The sequence below is a fragment of the Aeromicrobium sp. UC242_57 genome, assembly GCF_044452305.1.
Lineage (GTDB): Bacteria > Actinomycetota > Actinomycetes > Propionibacteriales > Nocardioidaceae > Aeromicrobium.
In genome coordinates, this window is the sequence record NZ_JBIOAM010000005.1 from 833,511 (window position 1) to 849,377 (window position 15,867).

15 protein-coding genes and 6 pseudogenes are annotated in these 15,867 nt (G+C 66.9%); 7 read left to right on the top strand and 14 right to left on the bottom strand.

The window, feature by feature from the left end; genetic code table 11:
- Positions 1-5: 5 nt before the first annotated feature.
- The 3 genes and pseudogenes from ACHMWU_RS26750 to ACHMWU_RS26760 all read left to right on the top strand — a co-directional run bounded on the left by ACHMWU_RS26750 (position 6) and on the right by ACHMWU_RS26760 (position 2,853).
- Positions 6-224 carry a hypothetical protein gene (locus ACHMWU_RS26750; RefSeq protein WP_396048562.1) on the top strand — a complete coding sequence of 73 codons (219 nt, stop codon included), beginning with the start codon at positions 6-8 and terminating at the stop codon, positions 222-224.
- Positions 225-1,146: 922 nt separating this feature from the next.
- Entirely contained in the window at positions 1,147-1,365 is a 219-nt protein-coding gene (locus ACHMWU_RS26755; protein ID WP_396048563.1) for a hypothetical protein, read from the top strand.
- Between the two features lie 60 nt (positions 1,366-1,425).
- Positions 1,426-2,853 (top strand): annotated as a pseudogene (locus ACHMWU_RS26760) (CCA tRNA nucleotidyltransferase).
- Positions 2,854-2,914: 61 nt separating this feature from the next.
- Here ACHMWU_RS26760 and ACHMWU_RS26765 read toward each other — a convergent pair.
- The 10 genes and pseudogenes from ACHMWU_RS26765 to ACHMWU_RS26810 all read right to left on the bottom strand — a co-directional run bounded on the left by ACHMWU_RS26765 (position 2,915) and on the right by ACHMWU_RS26810 (position 7,721).
- A complete protein-coding gene (locus tag ACHMWU_RS26765; RefSeq protein WP_396048564.1) occupies positions 2,915-4,195 on the bottom strand; it encodes an ABC transporter substrate-binding protein in 1,281 nt (426 codons plus the stop codon).
- On the bottom strand, positions 4,188-4,742 hold the full coding sequence (locus ACHMWU_RS26770; RefSeq protein ID WP_396048565.1) for a branched-chain amino acid ABC transporter permease: 555 nt from the start codon (positions 4,740-4,742) through the stop codon (positions 4,188-4,190). Before ACHMWU_RS26770 ends, ACHMWU_RS26765 begins: the two co-directional genes overlap by 8 nt.
- A complete protein-coding gene (locus tag ACHMWU_RS26775; RefSeq protein WP_396048566.1) occupies positions 4,718-5,137 on the bottom strand; it encodes a hypothetical protein in 420 nt (139 codons plus the stop codon). The genes ACHMWU_RS26770 and ACHMWU_RS26775 overlap by 25 nt, the downstream gene beginning before the upstream one ends.
- 2 nt (positions 5,138-5,139) lie before the next feature.
- On the bottom strand, positions 5,140-5,295 hold the full coding sequence (locus tag ACHMWU_RS26780) for a hypothetical protein (RefSeq protein ID WP_396048567.1): 156 nt from the start codon (positions 5,293-5,295) through the stop codon (positions 5,140-5,142).
- A 2-nt stretch (positions 5,296-5,297) separates the two neighbouring features.
- On the bottom strand, positions 5,298-6,176 hold the full coding sequence (locus ACHMWU_RS26785; RefSeq protein ID WP_396048568.1) for a branched-chain amino acid ABC transporter permease: 879 nt from the start codon (positions 6,174-6,176) through the stop codon (positions 5,298-5,300).
- A 3-nt stretch (positions 6,177-6,179) separates the two neighbouring features.
- Positions 6,180-6,368 carry a hypothetical protein gene (locus tag ACHMWU_RS26790; protein ID WP_396048569.1) on the bottom strand — a complete coding sequence of 63 codons (189 nt, stop codon included), beginning with the start codon at positions 6,366-6,368 and terminating at the stop codon, positions 6,180-6,182.
- Between the two features lie 90 nt (positions 6,369-6,458).
- A pseudogene (locus ACHMWU_RS26795) lies at positions 6,459-6,530 on the bottom strand (hypothetical protein); the annotation flags it as partial.
- 77 nt (positions 6,531-6,607) lie between these two features.
- Positions 6,608-6,907 (bottom strand): annotated as a pseudogene (locus tag ACHMWU_RS26800) (ATP-binding cassette domain-containing protein); the annotation flags it as partial.
- Complete coding sequence (locus ACHMWU_RS26805) at positions 6,907-7,128, bottom strand: hypothetical protein (RefSeq protein WP_396048570.1); 222 nt, start codon at positions 7,126-7,128, stop codon at positions 6,907-6,909. The gene ACHMWU_RS26805 and the pseudogene ACHMWU_RS26800, both read right to left, overlap by 1 nt.
- On the bottom strand, positions 7,125-7,721 hold the full coding sequence (locus ACHMWU_RS26810) for an ATP-binding cassette domain-containing protein (protein ID WP_396048571.1): 597 nt from the start codon (positions 7,719-7,721) through the stop codon (positions 7,125-7,127). The genes ACHMWU_RS26805 and ACHMWU_RS26810 overlap by 4 nt, the downstream gene beginning before the upstream one ends.
- A gap of 112 nt (positions 7,722-7,833) precedes the next feature.
- Between ACHMWU_RS26810 and ACHMWU_RS26815 the strand changes: the two genes are divergently transcribed.
- Positions 7,834-8,457, top strand: coding sequence for a TetR/AcrR family transcriptional regulator (locus tag ACHMWU_RS26815; RefSeq protein WP_396048572.1), 624 nt, complete (start codon positions 7,834-7,836; stop codon positions 8,455-8,457).
- Positions 8,458-8,541: 84 nt separating this feature from the next.
- Positions 8,542-9,413, top strand: a pseudogene (locus ACHMWU_RS26820) (DUF808 domain-containing protein).
- Positions 9,414-9,499: 86 nt separating this feature from the next.
- Here ACHMWU_RS26820 and ACHMWU_RS26825 read toward each other — a convergent pair.
- A pseudogene (locus tag ACHMWU_RS26825) lies at positions 9,500-10,593 on the bottom strand (inositol-3-phosphate synthase).
- 19 nt (positions 10,594-10,612) lie between these two features.
- On the bottom strand, positions 10,613-11,197 hold the full coding sequence (locus ACHMWU_RS26830; RefSeq protein WP_396048573.1) for a PadR family transcriptional regulator: 585 nt from the start codon (positions 11,195-11,197) through the stop codon (positions 10,613-10,615).
- 304 nt (positions 11,198-11,501) lie between these two features.
- Here ACHMWU_RS26830 and ACHMWU_RS26835 point away from each other — a divergent pair, with 304 nt between their 5' ends.
- Positions 11,502-12,116: a transglycosylase domain-containing protein gene (locus tag ACHMWU_RS26835; protein ID WP_396048575.1), complete on the top strand. Its 615-nt coding sequence runs from the start codon at positions 11,502-11,504 to the stop codon at positions 12,114-12,116.
- Positions 12,117-12,183: 67 nt separating this feature from the next.
- Positions 12,184-13,611: a transglycosylase domain-containing protein gene (locus tag ACHMWU_RS26840; RefSeq protein ID WP_396048577.1), complete on the top strand. Its 1,428-nt coding sequence runs from the start codon at positions 12,184-12,186 to the stop codon at positions 13,609-13,611.
- On the opposite strand, the gene ACHMWU_RS26845 is transcribed toward ACHMWU_RS26840, so the two are convergent.
- Positions 13,608-14,639, bottom strand: a complete 1,032-nt coding sequence (locus ACHMWU_RS26845; RefSeq protein WP_396048578.1) for an alanine racemase — start codon at positions 14,637-14,639, stop codon at positions 13,608-13,610. The two genes, ACHMWU_RS26840 and ACHMWU_RS26845, sit on opposite strands and share 4 nt — an antisense overlap.
- A 2-nt stretch (positions 14,640-14,641) precedes the next feature.
- A pseudogene (locus ACHMWU_RS26850) lies at positions 14,642-15,789 on the bottom strand (lipid II:glycine glycyltransferase FemX).
- Between the last annotated feature and the right edge of the window lie 78 nt (positions 15,790-15,867).

Sequence of the window (15,867 nt, forward strand, 5' to 3'; positions counted from 1 at the left end):
CCCGGGTGAACGGCGCGCTGAAGACCGACGAGAGCTGGGCGGCGGCCCAGGCTGGTGCCGGGATTCCACTGGGGATCGACCATGACGACGGCGTCAGCGCGCGATGCCGGATCGAGGCCCCGCTCGAGCACCGCCAGGGCGGCGTCGGTCAGCACCCTTTGTCGCAGCGCGACGACGGTGTCCTGACCGCCGCCGCGGATCTGCTGCATCGTGTTGACCAGTAGGGGCACCGGACCGGTCGACGAGTTGTACTGCACGAGTGAGCCGAGGCGGGACTCCCAGTCGGGCACCGCGACCGGGCTGACCACGACGGGACTGTCGCCGGTGTCGCGCAGGTCGCTGAGCAAGCTCTTGGTCACCCCCTCGCGGGTCGGCCAGGAGATGCGCCGGCCGCTGAGCTGGAAGGTCGTCAGGACGGCTTCGGTCGCCGTGTCGACAGCTTCTTGCAGGGGCCGCCGCAGGTCGGGATTCTGGGAGAGCGCGAGATCATCGGGACGGTCGAAGTCGAGGATCCACGGGCTGTGTCCCCGCGCGAACACCAGCAGGTCGGACAAGAATCGTTCGGCCTGCTCGACCTGGTCTGCGGTGAACGTCATGTCCTTCGGCAGGTGACGCTGCTTGGCAAGGTCGTCGACGCCGACGAGCAGGGCGGGGTCGATGAGCGCGGTGCCGCCGACCGTGGACGACCCTGCTGCCAGGTCGAGCAGATTTCGCAGCTGTCCGCCCGTGCTCACCGAGGCCATGAGCTCGTCGGGTGCCTGGTAGGTGCCGTCGACGCCCCGGTCGTCGGGCATGATGAACGGCCACACGACCGAGGTCGGCACGGCGGTCGCGTCATCCGAGACCAGCGGCAGGAACGTCGTCGCCCGAGCAATGGCATCGACGCTGCGAGTTCCGTCGACATCGGTCGCCAGGATCTGCACGCCGACGGGGTACACGCCCTCTTCGCCGGTGATGCCGAGCTTGTCGTAGGGCACGGACAGCTGGAAACGTCGCCGTTCGCCCGGGGCCAGATCGCCCAGCTCGTCGAACGCCCCGACCTCGACGACCCGGTCACCGGTGTACGCCCGGGGGTTGTCGACGGCCTCGTCGACCTGGGCACGAGTCCTGAACGGCGAGGCCGGGATCACCAGGTAGGCCTGGACGTTGGACCAGGCATGGTCGTTGCGGTTGACGACCACCCCTCGGAGCCGGACGGTCGAACCGGTGCTCAACAGGCTCGGGCTCACGGACGAGATCGACACCTGTACGTCGGCCTCATCAGCCGCCGACGCCGAAGGGACGGGCAGCAGCAAGGCACCCAGAACCGTCGCGAGCAGCATCATCACGATCGTTCGACGGCGGCTGCTCACCCGAACATGCTAGACGTCCGGTCGGCAGCGACAGGGGACGCCGGTCTGGCGGATAGACTATGTCCCCGTGCCTATGTCCTCGTTGACCCCCGACCGCCGGGCCAGGATCGATACCGAGCTTGCCGCGAATCCGTTCCTGGCCGAGCTCGGCGTGCTGTTCGACGAAGCCGGCCACGGGCTCGCGATCGTCGGCGGTCCGGTGCGCGACGCGGTGCTGGGGCGTCCGGGCAATGACTGGGACTTCACGACGTCCGCGCGACCCGACGACATCGAACGCATCGCGAAGGGCTGGGCCGACGCGATCTGGGACGTCGGACGTGAGTTCGGCACGATCGGTCTGCGCAAGGGCGATCACCAGCTGGAGATCACGACCTACCGCAGCGACGAGTACGACGCGACGTCCCGCAAGCCAGAGGTGCAGTTCGGCGACTCGATCGAAGGCGACCTCGCGCGTCGCGACTTCGCAGTCAACGCGATGGCGATCCGGCTGCCCTCGCTAGAGTTCATCGACCTGTTCGGTGGGCTCGACGACATCGACAACCGGCTGATCCGCACCCCCGTCACCCCCGAGCAGTCCTTCAGCGACGATCCGTTGCGGATGATGCGGGCGGCACGGTTCGTCGCCCAGCTCGGATTCACCGCCGCGCCCGACGTCGTGGCGGCGATGACGTCGATGGCTGACCGCATCGAGATCGTGTCGGCCGAGCGGGTGCGCGACGGCTCAACAAGCTGCTCATCAGCCAGCACCCGGTCGACGGCCTGCGGGTCCTGGTCGACACTGGTCTGGCCGCGCTGGTGCTGCCCGAGCTTCCGGCGCTGATGCTGGAGCGCGACGAGCACCACCGCCACAAGGACGTCTACGAGCACTCGCTCACGGTGCTGGAACAGGCCATCGCGCTCGAGGACCGTCTCGACCAGGTGCCTGATCTGACGATCCGTCTGGCCGCACTGCTCCACGACATCGGCAAGCCCAAGACGCGCCGGTTCGTCGAGGGCGGCACGGTGACGTTCCACCACCACGACGTCGTCGGCGCCAAGCCGTCCCGCAAGCGGATGCGCGCCCTGCGGTACAGCAACGAGACGATCAACGACGTCGCCTCGCTCGTCGAGCTGCACCTGCGCTTCCACGGCTACGGGTCAGGGGAGTGGACCGACTCGGCGGTGCGGCGCTACGTCCGCGAACGCCGGTGACCAGCTCGAACGCCTGCACATCTTGACGCGCGCTGACTGCACGACCCGCAACCACAAGAAGGCCTTGCGGCTGCAGCGCACCTACGACGAGCTCGAGCAGCGCATCGCCGTGCTCGCCGAGCAGGAAGAGCTCGGCTCGATCCGGCCCGATCTCGACGGTGCACAGATCATGTCGATCCTCGGGCTCGAGCCAGGCCCGTTGGTCGGCGAGGCGTACCGGTTCCTGCTCGACCTGCGCATGGACCGCGGGCCGCTCAGCGAGGCCGACGCTACCGAGGCACTGAAGTCCTTCTGGGCAGCGCGCGACTGACGCCCGTGCTCCGGCGCGGGTCGCAGGGCCGTTCGCCCTGGACCCACGCCGGACATGACGGCTACTCGGTCGGGATCCCGCCGGTCGGAGGCACCGTCGCCGCCTCGGTGTACTCCTCGACGGGGGAGTCGGTGTCGTCGGTCGCGTAGACCGGGCCGAAGTAGTCCTGCGTCCCACCGGTGACCTTCGCCATCTGCGCGCCGCCGTAGCCCGAATGGTCGTCCTTCGAGAATCGCAGACCGGTGAGACCCGGACCGTCGAGGTTGCCGCTGGTCATGGTCTCCAGCAGCGACTCGCGCGTCAGGTCTTCGCCGCTCTGCTCGAGCGCCTGCACGAACAGGTAGCCCACCGTCATCCCGTAGACCGTGTTGCCGGTAAACGGTGCGTCGTCGTTGTGCTCGGCATTGATCTTCTTGAACAGCTGGATCCACGGGTTCTCGTCATCGAACTGCGACGGCAGGTAGTTGGTGCTCAAGAATCCTTCGAGCAACGGTGCCGCATCTCCCAACGCACCGGCGACCGTCGTGTAGTCGGCCCCGACCGAGGTGCTGATCCACTGCGGTGCGAACTTCAGTCGGGCGGCGGTGCCGACCGCCAGCGCCGTGAAGCCCGGGACGGTGGCCAGCGAGACGACCTCGCACCCGGCGGCCTTCAGCTTGCCGATCTGCGGGGCGACATTGGTGTTGCTCGTGACGTACTTCTGTCGTTCGGCTACGCCCTCCTCGCCGAGCACCTGGGTCAGGCCCTTGAGGGCGTCCTCGCCGAAGTCGTCGTCCTGACCCAGGAAGCACACCTTCTTCTCGGCCAGGTTCTCCTTGATGTAGGTGGCCTGCACCTTCGTCTCGGTCGTGTAGTCGGCCTGGAAACCGAACGTCGTGGGGTACTTCTCGGGCTGGTTCCAGCGACTGCCCGAAGCGACGAACAAGTCGGGCACCTTGTTGGTCTTCAGGAAGTCGAGCACGCCGGTATGAGTCGGGGTGCCGAGGCCGTTGACGATCGCGAACACCTTGTCCTTCAGGACGAGCTCACGCACCACGGTCTGGGTGTTGGCGGGGTTGTAGCCGTCGTCCTCGACCTTGTAGGTGATCGTGCGGCCGTGGACGCCCCCTTGTGCGTTGACGTAGTCGAAGTACGCCTTGGTCGCCGGAGAGATCGTCGAGTAGCCAGCCGCGGCCGGCCCGGTCAGCGGATGATGAGTGCCGATCAGGATCGAGTCTTTCGTGACCCCGGGGCTCGTGCCGGAGGCATCATCGCCACCGCCGCAGGCCGCGAGGGCGCCGATCAGGCTGAGCGAGGCGACCGCGGTGACGGATCGTCGAAGGGATGGCAGTGAGCTAGACATGAGCAGACTCCGTACTGGTGGTGGGTTGATGTTCGGCGCTGGGAGGACGTGGATGGGAGGGAGCTGCGCGGGTCGGCGTGAGTCGTCTCCCGACCGACCGGAGGATGCCGTGCAGTCCGTGCGGCAGCATGATCGTGACCAGGATCAGGACGATCCCGAAGACCGCGAGCGCGAGGTTGCCGTCCAGCCGTTCGGCGAGCTGGGGTGATGCGCCGACGTTGTCGGCCAGGGTCCCCGTGAGCTCGGGCAGTGCCACGAGCAGGATCGCGCCCCACAACGCACCCGCGAGATGACCGATGCCGCCGATCACGACCGCCATGAGCAGGAACAGGCTGAAGGCGAGGGAGAAGGCTCCGGGCGACACCGACTGGGTCAAGATCGCGAGCACTCCGCCACCGAGACCGGCCGATGCCGCGCTGACGACGAAGACCACGACCTTGGTGCGCGCGATGTTGATGCCGGCCAGCTTGGCGGCCACCTCGTCGTCGCGGACGGCCCGCAGCTCGCGGCCGAACCGGCTGTTCACCAGGTTGCCCAGCAGGAACACGGTGATGAGCGCGCACCCGCAGGCGATCCACGCCTGCCAGCGCTCGATCGGGAACGTGACACCGAGGCCGACTGGTGGGGGCTCGACCAGCACCGAGAGACCTTGGTCGCCGCCGGCTGACCGGCGAACGTCGTGGTGATCGCCGGGACGACGATCGTCAACGTCAGCGTGAGGCCGGCGAGGTACGGGCCGTGCAGGCGTGCTCCCGCGAGCCCGATGATGCCGCCGACGACTCCGGCGGCGACGACCGAGGTGACCAGGGGCAGCACCAGCAGCAACGGGCCGGTCGTGCCGCGGTCGCCGAGCTCGGCGGACATCAGCGCGCAGGCGTAGGCGCCGGTGGCCATCAACGCACCATGTCCCAACGACAGCTGACCTGAGAGGCCGACGAGCACCGTCAGCCCAGCCGTCGCGCAGGCATAGGCCGCGACGGTGGCGGCTGGTAGTTGCGGTAGGGCGAGAGGGCATACGTCAGGGCGACGAGCGCCGCTGCGGCTGCGGCGAGGAGCAGCAGTTCTCGACCGAGCGTGTGACGTGCCAGGAAGCCGGTCATCGTCACACCACCCGTGCCGACCGTCGGCTGAACAGGCCGGAAGGTCTGATCAGGAGCACCCCGGTCAGCAGTCCGAGGATCACGACCGCCGAGATGTCGCTGCCGGAGTAGCCGCTGACGTACGACAGGACGAGTCCGACCCCCAAGCCGCCGACGACAGCACCGGCCGGGCTGTCGAGCCCCCCGACGACGGCTGCGGTGAAGGCATAGACGAAGACCAGGTCGGTGGCGTGGGGGTGGGCTCCGAGCTCGGTCGGCACGACGAGCAGCGCGGCGAGAGCGCCCACGGCACCGGCTAGCGCCCAGCTCAGGGTCAGCATGCGTGAGACGTTGACGCCCAGCAGCCTGGCCATGTCAGGAGCGAAGGCGGCGGCGCGCATCTTCAGGCCGATGTCGGTCCGGGTGAACAAGAAGCCGAGTCCCACCATGACCGCGACGACCGCTGAGAACACGAACACGTCGTACGGCGACAGCAGCGGCTGGCCGCCGACCGACAGGGGGCTGCGGCTGAACGGCACCTTCATGGGCCGGTACTCGCTGCCGTAGATGATGCCCAGCACGGCCTGGATGACCAGGACGAGTCCAAGAGCCACGATCACGGTGTTGAGGGGCTGGGTCGTGTCGACGAACCGGATCACCAGACGTTCGGCCAGGGCGCCGATCGTGAGTCCGCCGAGGATCGCGGCGACGAGTCCCAGCCAGTAGGAGCCACTCGCCACCGTGACGCTGTAGGCCAGGTAGGTCGTCGCGGCGGCCATGGCGCCTTGCGAGAAGTTGATGAGGCGTGCGCCCCGCCAGATCAGCACCAGTGCCAGCGCGAAGGCGGCGAACACGGCGCCGCGGGTCACGCCGTCGATGGTCAGGAAGATGAATCGATCCATGTCTCAGAACCCCAGGTAGGCGTGTCGAAGGTCGTCGTCGGCGTTGATGCGTCGCGCGTCGTCGTCGGCCACGACATGTCCGACCGACAGGACGACTCCGCGGTCGGCGACCGACATCGCGCTGCGGACGTTCTGCTCGGCGAGCAGGACCGTCAGGCCCGTCTGATCGGTCAGGCGTCGCAGCAGCGCCATGATCTGCGCCGTGACCTTCGGCGCCAGGCCGAGGGACGGTTCATCGAGCAGCAGGAGGCGGGGACGTCCGACCAGGGCCCGACCGATGGCCAGCATCTGCCGTTCACCGCCCGACAGCTGATGGCCGTGGCTCTTGCGTCGTCGTGCCAGGGGCTCGAACAGCCGTAGACCTCGGTGGTGGCTCGACGAGCGTCAGACTTGTCCCGGCGCCAGACATGTCCGAGTCGCAGGTTCTCCTCGACCGTCAGCTCGGTGATGACGCCACGCCCTTCGGGCACGTGGGCGATGCCGCGGCGGACCAGGTCCTCGATGCGCGTGCCGCGCAGCTCGACGCCGTCCCAGAGGATGCTCCCGGCGCTCGGTGCGACGATGCCGGAGAGGGCGCGCAGCAGGGTCGTCTTGCCGGCGCCGTTCGCGCCGACGACGGCGACGATCGTGCCGGAACGGACCTCCAGGTCGACCGAGTGCAGCACGGGCGCCGCTCCGTATCCGGCAGTCAGCCTCTGGATCGAGAGCGTGCCGGTGGTCGCCGAGGTCATCAGGCCACGACCTGCGCGCCGAGGTAGGCCTCGGCGACGGCCGGATCGTCCCGGATCTCGGTCGGCGTGCCGTGGGCGATGACCTTGCCGAAGTCGAGGACGACGAGCGAGTCGCACACCTGCATGACGAGATCGACGTGATGCTCGACGAGCATCACCGAGCAGCCGTTGCCGCGCCGGGGAAGGCTGATGACGGCTCGGCGACTCCTCGACGTCCTCACGGCCGAGACCGCCCGCCGGTTCGTCGAGCAGGACGAGCCGTGGTTCGCTGACCAGGGTGCGGGCGAGGGCGACCCGCTTGCTGATGGCGTAGGGCAAGGTCGCCGGTGGGGCGTAGGCATAGGCACCGAGCCCGAGCTCGTCGATCAACTCGGTCGCTCGGTCGCGCAGGCTCGGCTCGCTCCTTCCTGGACCGGGGGAGCGCCAGCAGCCCCGACAGGAAGCCCGAGCGTGACAGGTGGCCGGCGCCGGCCGTGATGTTCTCCAGGACGCTGAGGCCCGGGAAGAGGCCGAGTCCTTGCAGGCTGCGCGAGACTCCCATGCGGGTCAGCAGGTGTGGGCGTGGCCGGTAGGGGGCGCCGTCGAGGCTCATGCGTCCGCCCGTCGAACGGGTGAATCCGCAGATCACGTTGAACAGGGTGGTCTTGCCTGCGCCGTTGGGGCCGATCACCCCGAGGATCTGACCTTCGGGCGCCTCGAACCCTACGTCCGACAGGGCGGTCAGGCCCCCGAAGCGCACGGTGACGCCTTCGACCAGGAGGTGCGCGCCCGAGCTGGGCGGGCCATCCCGCGACTCATCGGGTGTGATGGGCATCTCAATGTTCATGCACACAGAGTGTATGTTTCTCTGGTGGGCGTCAACCCTCCACCGGATGTCGAGGCGTATCGTGAGCGGCCGAGACCTTGGCAGAAAAGAACGACACAACATGGCCGGACAGCGTCACACCGACGGCAGGGTCGCCCGCGGGCAGCGCACACGTGACGCGATCGTCGAGGCTCACGCAGCGCTGTTGCGGGAGGGAGTCCTCAAGCCGACCGGCAAGGTCGTCGCCGAACGCGCAGGTGTCTCGCTGCGAACGCTGTGGCTCAACTACAAGGACACCGAGACGCTCCTGGCCGCCACGACGGCCTACTGGCTCGAAGCCGACGCAGCCCTGCGGGTCGACGTCGATGCGACGCTTTCCCTCGAGGCCCGGATCGAGCAGTACCTCGACATGCGTGTGCGCCGGCTCGAGCACCTGGCCCCGGCGGCCCGGTCCGCGGCCCTGGGTGAGCCGTTCTCCGTGGCGCTGCAGGACAGTCGCCGCCAGCACGTCGAGCGGGTGCAGCACGATCTCGAAGCAGTGTTCGCGCCTGGCTCGCGGCGGCCGGCGATCTGCGCACCGTCCTCGCCCCAGCGCTGTTCATCGCGTCGAGCTGGCCCACCTGGTCGTCACTGCGCGATGACCTCGGTCTCGACGTGGAAGCCGCGAGGGCCACGATGCGTGAGTCTTTGCTGCGCCTGCTGCGGGGCTGATCGTCACAGGGATTGCGGTCAGCATCTACGCTGATGCCGTGAACGCACACGTGCTGGGCCGGCGCTGATGGCCGGCGGACTGGTCGCCCTCCTCGACGACGTCGCGGCCTTGGCCAAGATGGCTGCCGCCTCTGTCGACGACATCGCTGCGGCCTCGGGCCGAGCAGCCACCAAGGCCGCCGGTGTCGTCGTCGACGATGCGGCCGTGACACCTCGCTACGTGCAGGGCTTCGATCCGGCGCGTGGCTCTCGGTCATCAAGCGGATCGCGGTCGGCTCGCTGCGCAACAAGCTCGTCTTCATCCTGCCTGCAGCGCTGCTGCTGAGCCAGTTCGTGCCGTGGCTGCTGACGCCGATCCTGATGCTCGGCGGAACGTACCTGTGCTTCGAGGGTGCGGAGAAGCTGTGGGAGAAGTTCGGACCCGGTGAGCACCACGAGCAGGCCCCCGTGGCCACCGAGGTCGGCGCCGATCACGAGAAGACCATGGTCGCCAGCGCGATCCGCACCGACTTCATCTTGTCGGCCGAGATCATGGTCATCGCCCTGAACGAGGTCTCCGAGGAGCCGTTCTTCTCCCGCGCCGCAATCCTTGCGGTCGTCGCCGTCGCGATCACGGCGCTCGTCTACGGTGCCGTCGGCCTGATCGTCAAGATGGACGACATCGGCCTGCACCTGGCCAAGCAGAAGTCGACGATCTCGCAGAAGGTCGGTCGCGGCCTGGTCGTGGCGATGCCGATCTTCCTGCGTGTCCTCGCCTCGGTCGGCATCGTGGCGATGCTCTGGGTCGGCGGCCACATCTTGCTGGTCGGCATCGACGAGCTGGGCTGGCACTGGCCGTACGAGAAGGTCCACCACCTCGAGGAGCAGGTCGGCGGTGGTGCGGCCGGTTGGTTCGTCAACACCGGCTTCTCCGCCGTGATCGGCACCTTGGTCGGCGCGGTCGTCGTCACGGTGATGCACCTGATTCCCCGCAAGGCCAAGAAGCACTAGCCTCGCCGGGAAACCGGAGCGTGGGCAAAGACCGCGGCCCCGAAGATCCAGTCGGATCTTCGGGGCCGCAGTCTTGTGGCTCTGGCTCAGCGCTCTTCTTCGCCGCTGATGAACGCCTCGAGCTTCAGGCGACCGAGGTCGTCGGGACGCTGCTCGGGCGGCGACTTCATCAGGTAGGACGAGGCCGACAGCAGTGCGCCACCGACGCCGCGGTCCTTGGCGATCTTCGCCGCACGGATCGCGTCGATGATGATGCCGGCGGAGTTCGGCGAGTCCCAGACCTCGAGCTTGTACTCGAGGTTCAGCGGAACGTCACCGAAGGCGCGACCTTCGAGGCGGACGTACGCCCACTTGCGGTCGTCGAGCCAGGCGACGTAGTCGCTGGGGCCGATGTGGACGTTCTTGCTGTCGATCAGACCAGCCAGCGGGCCCGTCAGGTTCGACGTCACGGCCTGCGTCTTGGAGACCTTCTTGCTCTCCAGGCGCTCGCGCTCGAGCATGTTCTTGAAGTCCATGTTGCCGCCGACGTTGAGCTGGTAGGTGCGGTCCAGCGTGACGCCACGGTCTTCGAACAGCTTGGCCATGACGCGGTGCGTGATGGTCGCGCCGACCTGGCTCTTGATGTCGTCGCCGATGATCGCGACGCCGGCGTCCTCGAACTTCTTGGCCCACTCGGGGTCGGAGGCGATGAACACGGGCAGTGCGTTGACGAAGGCCACCTTGGCGTCGATCGCGCACTGGGCGTCAAGAACTTGTCAGCCTCTTCGGAACCGACCGGCAGGTACGACACGAGCACGTCGGCCTTGGTGTCCTTCAGGACCTGCACGACGTCGACGGCAGGAGCGTCGGACTCTTCGATGGTCTGGCGGTAGTACTTGCCGAGGCCGTCGAGGGTGTTGCCCTTCTGGACGATGATGCCGGTCGGCGGCACGTCGATGATCTTGATCGTGTTGTTCTCGCTGGCCTGCGTGGCCTCCGAAAGATCGAAGCCGACCTTCTTGGCGTCGACGTCGAACGCGGCGACGAACTCGATGTCGCTGACGTGGTACTCGCCGAACTTGACGTGCATGAGCCCCGGGACGGTTCCCGCGGGGTCAGCGTCCTTGTAGTACTCGACGCCTTGAATCAGGGACGTGGCGCAGTTGCCCACACCCACAATTGCTACGCGTACCGAACCCATGGGTTCTCCTTCGTGTTCATTACTCGGTTGGTTTGTTGTCTGTGGCGTCCGCGGCGGGATATCCGCCCGAACGTTCACGGTCGATCAGGTCGGTCAGCCACTTCACTTCACGTTCGACCGATTCCAGGCCGTGTCGCTGCAGCTCCAAGGTGTAGGAGTCGACGCGGTCACGCTTGCGTTGCCCGGACTTGCGGACGTTCTCCAGTCGCTCTTCCAGTCGGCTGCGGCGACCTTCGAGGATGCGAACCCTCGAAGCGGCGTCGGTGCGTGAGAAGAAGGCGAACCGCACACCGAACGCTTCGTCGTCCCACGTCGATGGACCGGAGTCCTCGAGTGCCTGGGCGAAGTAGTCCTTGCCCTCGGCGGTGAGCTTGTAGACGATGCGGGCGCGTCGGCTCCGGCTCTCGGGATCCACGGTTTCGTCGGCCACGATGTAGCCGGACTTTCCGAGAGCCTTCAAGGCGGGGTAGAGCGTGCCGTAGGACAAGATCCGACCCCAGCCCAGCAGGGCGTTGACCTGCTTGCGCAGCTCGTACCCGTGCATCGGGGCATCGTGGAGCAGTCCGAGAACTGCCACCTCGAGTGCCGCGCCGCGTCGTGTCATTGATCCGTCCAGACAAAGTGTGTCATTTGTTATATCGAGACGATACATCGATTCGCGACGTGTGCAAACCAGCGACTCGATGTGAAGCAGCCCACAGAGTGGGCACGCGATTACCGTTCTTTCAGGTAGGTTCGGCACACTTGATCGACGGTGGGTCCGCCTCAGGGATCCCGACGGAGGTAGACGGACCCTTGGCAGCACAGCGAAAGAGCACGAGCACGAAGAAGTCGACGGCACGTGGAGGTTCCAAGCTCGGCAACGGATTCAAGACTCTCGGTCGCAAGATCGGTGGTCGTGGACGCTGGTGGGTCCGCACGATCCGGTGGTTCGCCTTCCTCGGAGTCGCGGGCATCTTGATGCTGGCGCTGACGTTCTTCATCCTCTATCGCGCGATCGCGATCCCCGACGCGAATGCGGAGTTCCAGACCCAGACGACGCAGGTCTTCTACTCCGACGGCAAGCACAAGCCGGCGAGTTCGCGACGCAAGATCGCGAGAGCATCCCGCTCGACGACATCCCGGCCTCGATGCAGGCTGCGGCGATCGCGGCGGAGGACCGGTCGTTCTACACGAACCGTGGACTCGACTTCAAGGGCATCCTGCGCGCCGTGCGCGACAACACGACGTCCGGATCGATCCAGGGCGGTGGCTCGACGATCACCCAGCAGTACGTCAAGATCCTCTACCTGACCCAGGAGCGCTCCTACACGCGCAAGGTCAAGGAAGCGATCTTGTCGATCAAGATCCACAACCAGCTGACCAAGTCGGAGATCCTCGAGGGCTACCTCAACACGATCTACTTCGGCAACGGCGCCTACGGTGTCGAGGTCGCCGCGCAGACCTACTTCAACAAGCCGGCGTCCAAGCTGAACTACGCCCAGTCGGCGTTGCTGGCCACCATCATCAACAGCCCCAGCTGACGACGATCCGTACGCCGAGGGCGCGCGCGACCGCATCCAGCCGCGCTTCAACTACGTCCTGGCCGGCATGGCCAAGGCTGGCGCGATCACCGCCGACGAGGCCGCGAAGTTCGCCGACCGGCTGCCCAAGGTCGTCGACAAGAAGAACATCAACCGCTTCAGCGGCTCGAAGGGCTACCTGCTGCAGCTCGTCAAGGACAAGATGGTCAGCGAGCTGAAGTTCGACCCGAGCGAGATCGATGGCGGCGGTCTGCGCATCGTCACGACCTTCGACTACGACGACCAGATGGACGCCATCGCGGCGATCAAGCAGTTCCGGCCAGAAGGCGCCAAGGAACTCAACCAGTCACTTGTTTCGGTCGAGCCGGGCACCGGCGCGGTCCGCGCAATGTATGCCGGGCGTGACTACCTGAAGAATCAGTTCAACTGGGCGACGAACGGCACCCAGCCGGGGTCGACGTTCAAGCCGTTCGCAGTGATCGCAGCGTTGGAGAATGGTTACAGCCTGAACACCAAGCTCAACGGCAACTCGCCACTGTATGACGACAGCGGCAAGATGCTGACCACGAATCAAGGCGACAGTGGTGGCGCGTCATTTGGCAATGTCTCCTTGACGAAGGCGACGGAGAAGTCGATCAACACGGCCTTCGTCGATCTGGTCCAGCAGATGGATGACGGACCGCAGAAGGTCCTGGATGCGGCGCGTCAGGCGGGCGTGCCGAATGGTCCTCTCAACGAGATCAAGGCTGACGGACTGCCGCTCGTCACTCCGTTGGGGTACGTCAAGGTTGCGCCGGTCGACATGGCCAATGCCTACGCGACGATCGCCGCTGAGGGAAAACGGGCCGACTGGTACGTCATCCAGAAGGTCACCGACCGCCAAGGCGCGACGCAGTACAAACATAAGGTCAGGACCAAGCAGGCTATCCCTGAGGACGTCGCGGCCGACACCATTGCCGCGATGCAGACCGTGATTCGTACTGGTTCAGGCACCAATGCACGAACAGTGTGCTCGGCGACTGCTGGCAAAACGGGCACGGCTACTGCCGGCGAGACCAAGACTCAGCACGTGTCGTCGTCGTGGTTCGCAGGCTTCACGCCCAAGGCCGCAACAGCGGTGATGTACAACCGCGGCAAGAACGGCAATGCCGACCTTGAGGGCTACATGTTGCCGGCATTCTTCGGCGGTCAGATCCCGGCCAAGACGTTCCAGGCCTACATGAATGCCTCCCTCGACCCGAGCGACTGCGGAACGTTCCCTCCGGCAGCCAACATCAAGGGTGACAAGGGCACGGTGTACGTCGCGCCCAAGCCGAAGCCGAAGAAGACGAAGAAGCCGACCCCCAAGCCGACGCGCACGACCCGGCCAGCTCCGACGACTCCCGCGCCGACCACGCCGGCTCCGACGACTCCTGCGCCTCCGGAGCCGACCACACCGGTCTGCACCCCGGATCCGCTCGGACCGCCGTGCCCGGACGGCGAGACGGCCGACTAGAGCAGGACGATGTCGTCGAACGTCGCGGTGGTGTAGCGCACCGCGACGTCGACGGCGTCGCCGACCGCCGGCACCTCGGCCGACGTCGGCATGAAGATCATGCTGGCCTGCATGTGCGGCGGTTCGGCGAACCAGCGCTGCTTGCCGTCGATCGTGAACGGCGACAACGAGAAGCCAGCGGCTTCGAGGCCGCCCTTGGCCAGTGACTTGCCGCGCTGCACGACACCTGAGCTCGCCTTGGGCGCCTCGAGACCGATGCCGTGGCTGGTTCCGCCGGCGATGATGAGCAACGAGCCGTCGCGAGGCATCGGCCGCTGACGGTAGCCGACCCGCTCGCCACGGCTGACCAGGTGCGAGTCGAGGACGGTCGCCTTCACCGAGAGGGCACCGAGGTCACCGAGCCACAGGGAGGTGCCGATGCGGGGTCGGACGTCGAGATTCGGTCGGTGCGTGCGCAGCGCGACGAGCTCGGCGGGGGTGAGGTGCGAGACGTACAGCGTCGACGTCTCGACCTGGGAGGCTTCCAGCGCCGCCGCCCAGAGCTGGGCCTCGGCGAAGTTGCCGCCAGCCATCGGCAGGTGGATCGCGAATCCTTCGACCGTGAGCTCGCCGAGTGCCGCGACGGCGGCCGCGGCTGCGTGCCGGTCGAGTCCGTGTCGGGCCATCGAGGTCTCGCCCTCGAGGACGATGCGGGCGGTGGGGGTGCGTCGGGCCAGGTCGGCGATGTCGTCGACGCGGCCGAGCGTGTGGATGACCCGGGGGTCGAGGGTGACGTCGGTGAAGAACGGCCGCCACGGGGTGAGCACCATGACGTCACCGGGGAACGTCGCAAGTGCCTCAGGAACCTCGGCGTAGGTGCCGACCGCGATCGTGTCGGCACCCAACGACGTGGACTCGCGGGCCAGCAGGTTGCGGCCGAGACCGTAGCCATTGCCCTTGATGACCGGCACGATGCCGGGCGTCGCCTCGACGACAGTGGCCAGACCCGCGCGCCAACGGGCGGCGTGGACCTGCAGCTCGAAGCTCATGATCATCGCCTCTTCATGTAGTGGGTGAAGCCGAGGTGGAGGGCGCGGTTGAGCGGCAGGTCCCACTCGCCGAGGTACTCGACGGCTTCACCGCCGGTGCCGACCTTGAACTGGATCAGGCCGACGTGAGAGTCGCTCGGGTCGAGCGTCTCGGTGATGCCGCGCATGTCATATGTCGCAGCGCCTGCTGCGTGGGCGTCCTGGATCATCTGCCACTGGATCGCGTTGGAGCCACGCACGTCGCGCTTGGCGGTCGTCGACGCGCCGTAGGAGTACCAGGCGTGCTCGCCGACCCGGACCATCGTGGTCGCAGCGACGAGATCGCCCTCGTGGCGGGCCAGGTAGAGCACCAGGCGGTCGGCCTCTTCGGCTGCGAGGGCGTCCCACATGCGCTCGAAGTACGACAAGGGTCGCGGGGTGAAGTGATCGCGTTCGGCGGTCTCGGCGTAGACCTCATGGAAGGCGGCCAGGTCGGCACGGGTGCCCGTCGTGACCTCGACCCCAGCCTTGGCGGCCTTCTTGATGTTGCGACGCCACAGCTGGTTCATCCCGGCGAGCAGGTCGTCGGTGCTGCGGCCGGCCAACGGGATCTGGAAGTTGAACTTGGGCTGCCCGGCAGAGAATCCGTTCTCGGTCGGGATCTCCTTCCAGCCCAGCTCGGTCAGCGCAGACGCCACGGCGAGCGCGGAGTCGTCGCTGACGTCGGCGGGTACGGCCGAGAGGGTGCCGAGCACCGGGTCGGCGATGGCCTGCTTGATGGTGCTGGCGTGCCAGCGACGGGTCACGACGGGCGGACCCATCCGGATGCCGAAGGCGCCCTGCTTCTTGAGGTGGCCGACCATGGGGTTCAGCCAGGCGGCCAGGTCGGCGTCGCGCCACTCGATGTCGGGACCTTCGGGCAGATAGGCGAGGTAGCGCTTAAGCTGGGCACCTTGCGGTAGAGCACGAGGGCCGCACCGACGATCACGGATGCATCAGGATCGGTGTCGTCGAACCAGCCGATCGACTCGCCGCGCCAGTCGTTCTTGACCTTGGCCCAGGCGGGCGTCTGCAAGAAGCTGACGGACGAGCGGGTGCGCACGAAGTCGAGATGCTCGACGTCGCTGATGGTCCGGACACTGAGTCGTCGAGGAGAGGTCGCTGGCGTCACCGCACCACGCTACCAACTGAGCACGAGGATCCCGGCTTCCGTCATGAGTTAGGCTTGCCTAAGTCATCTACCTGTAGG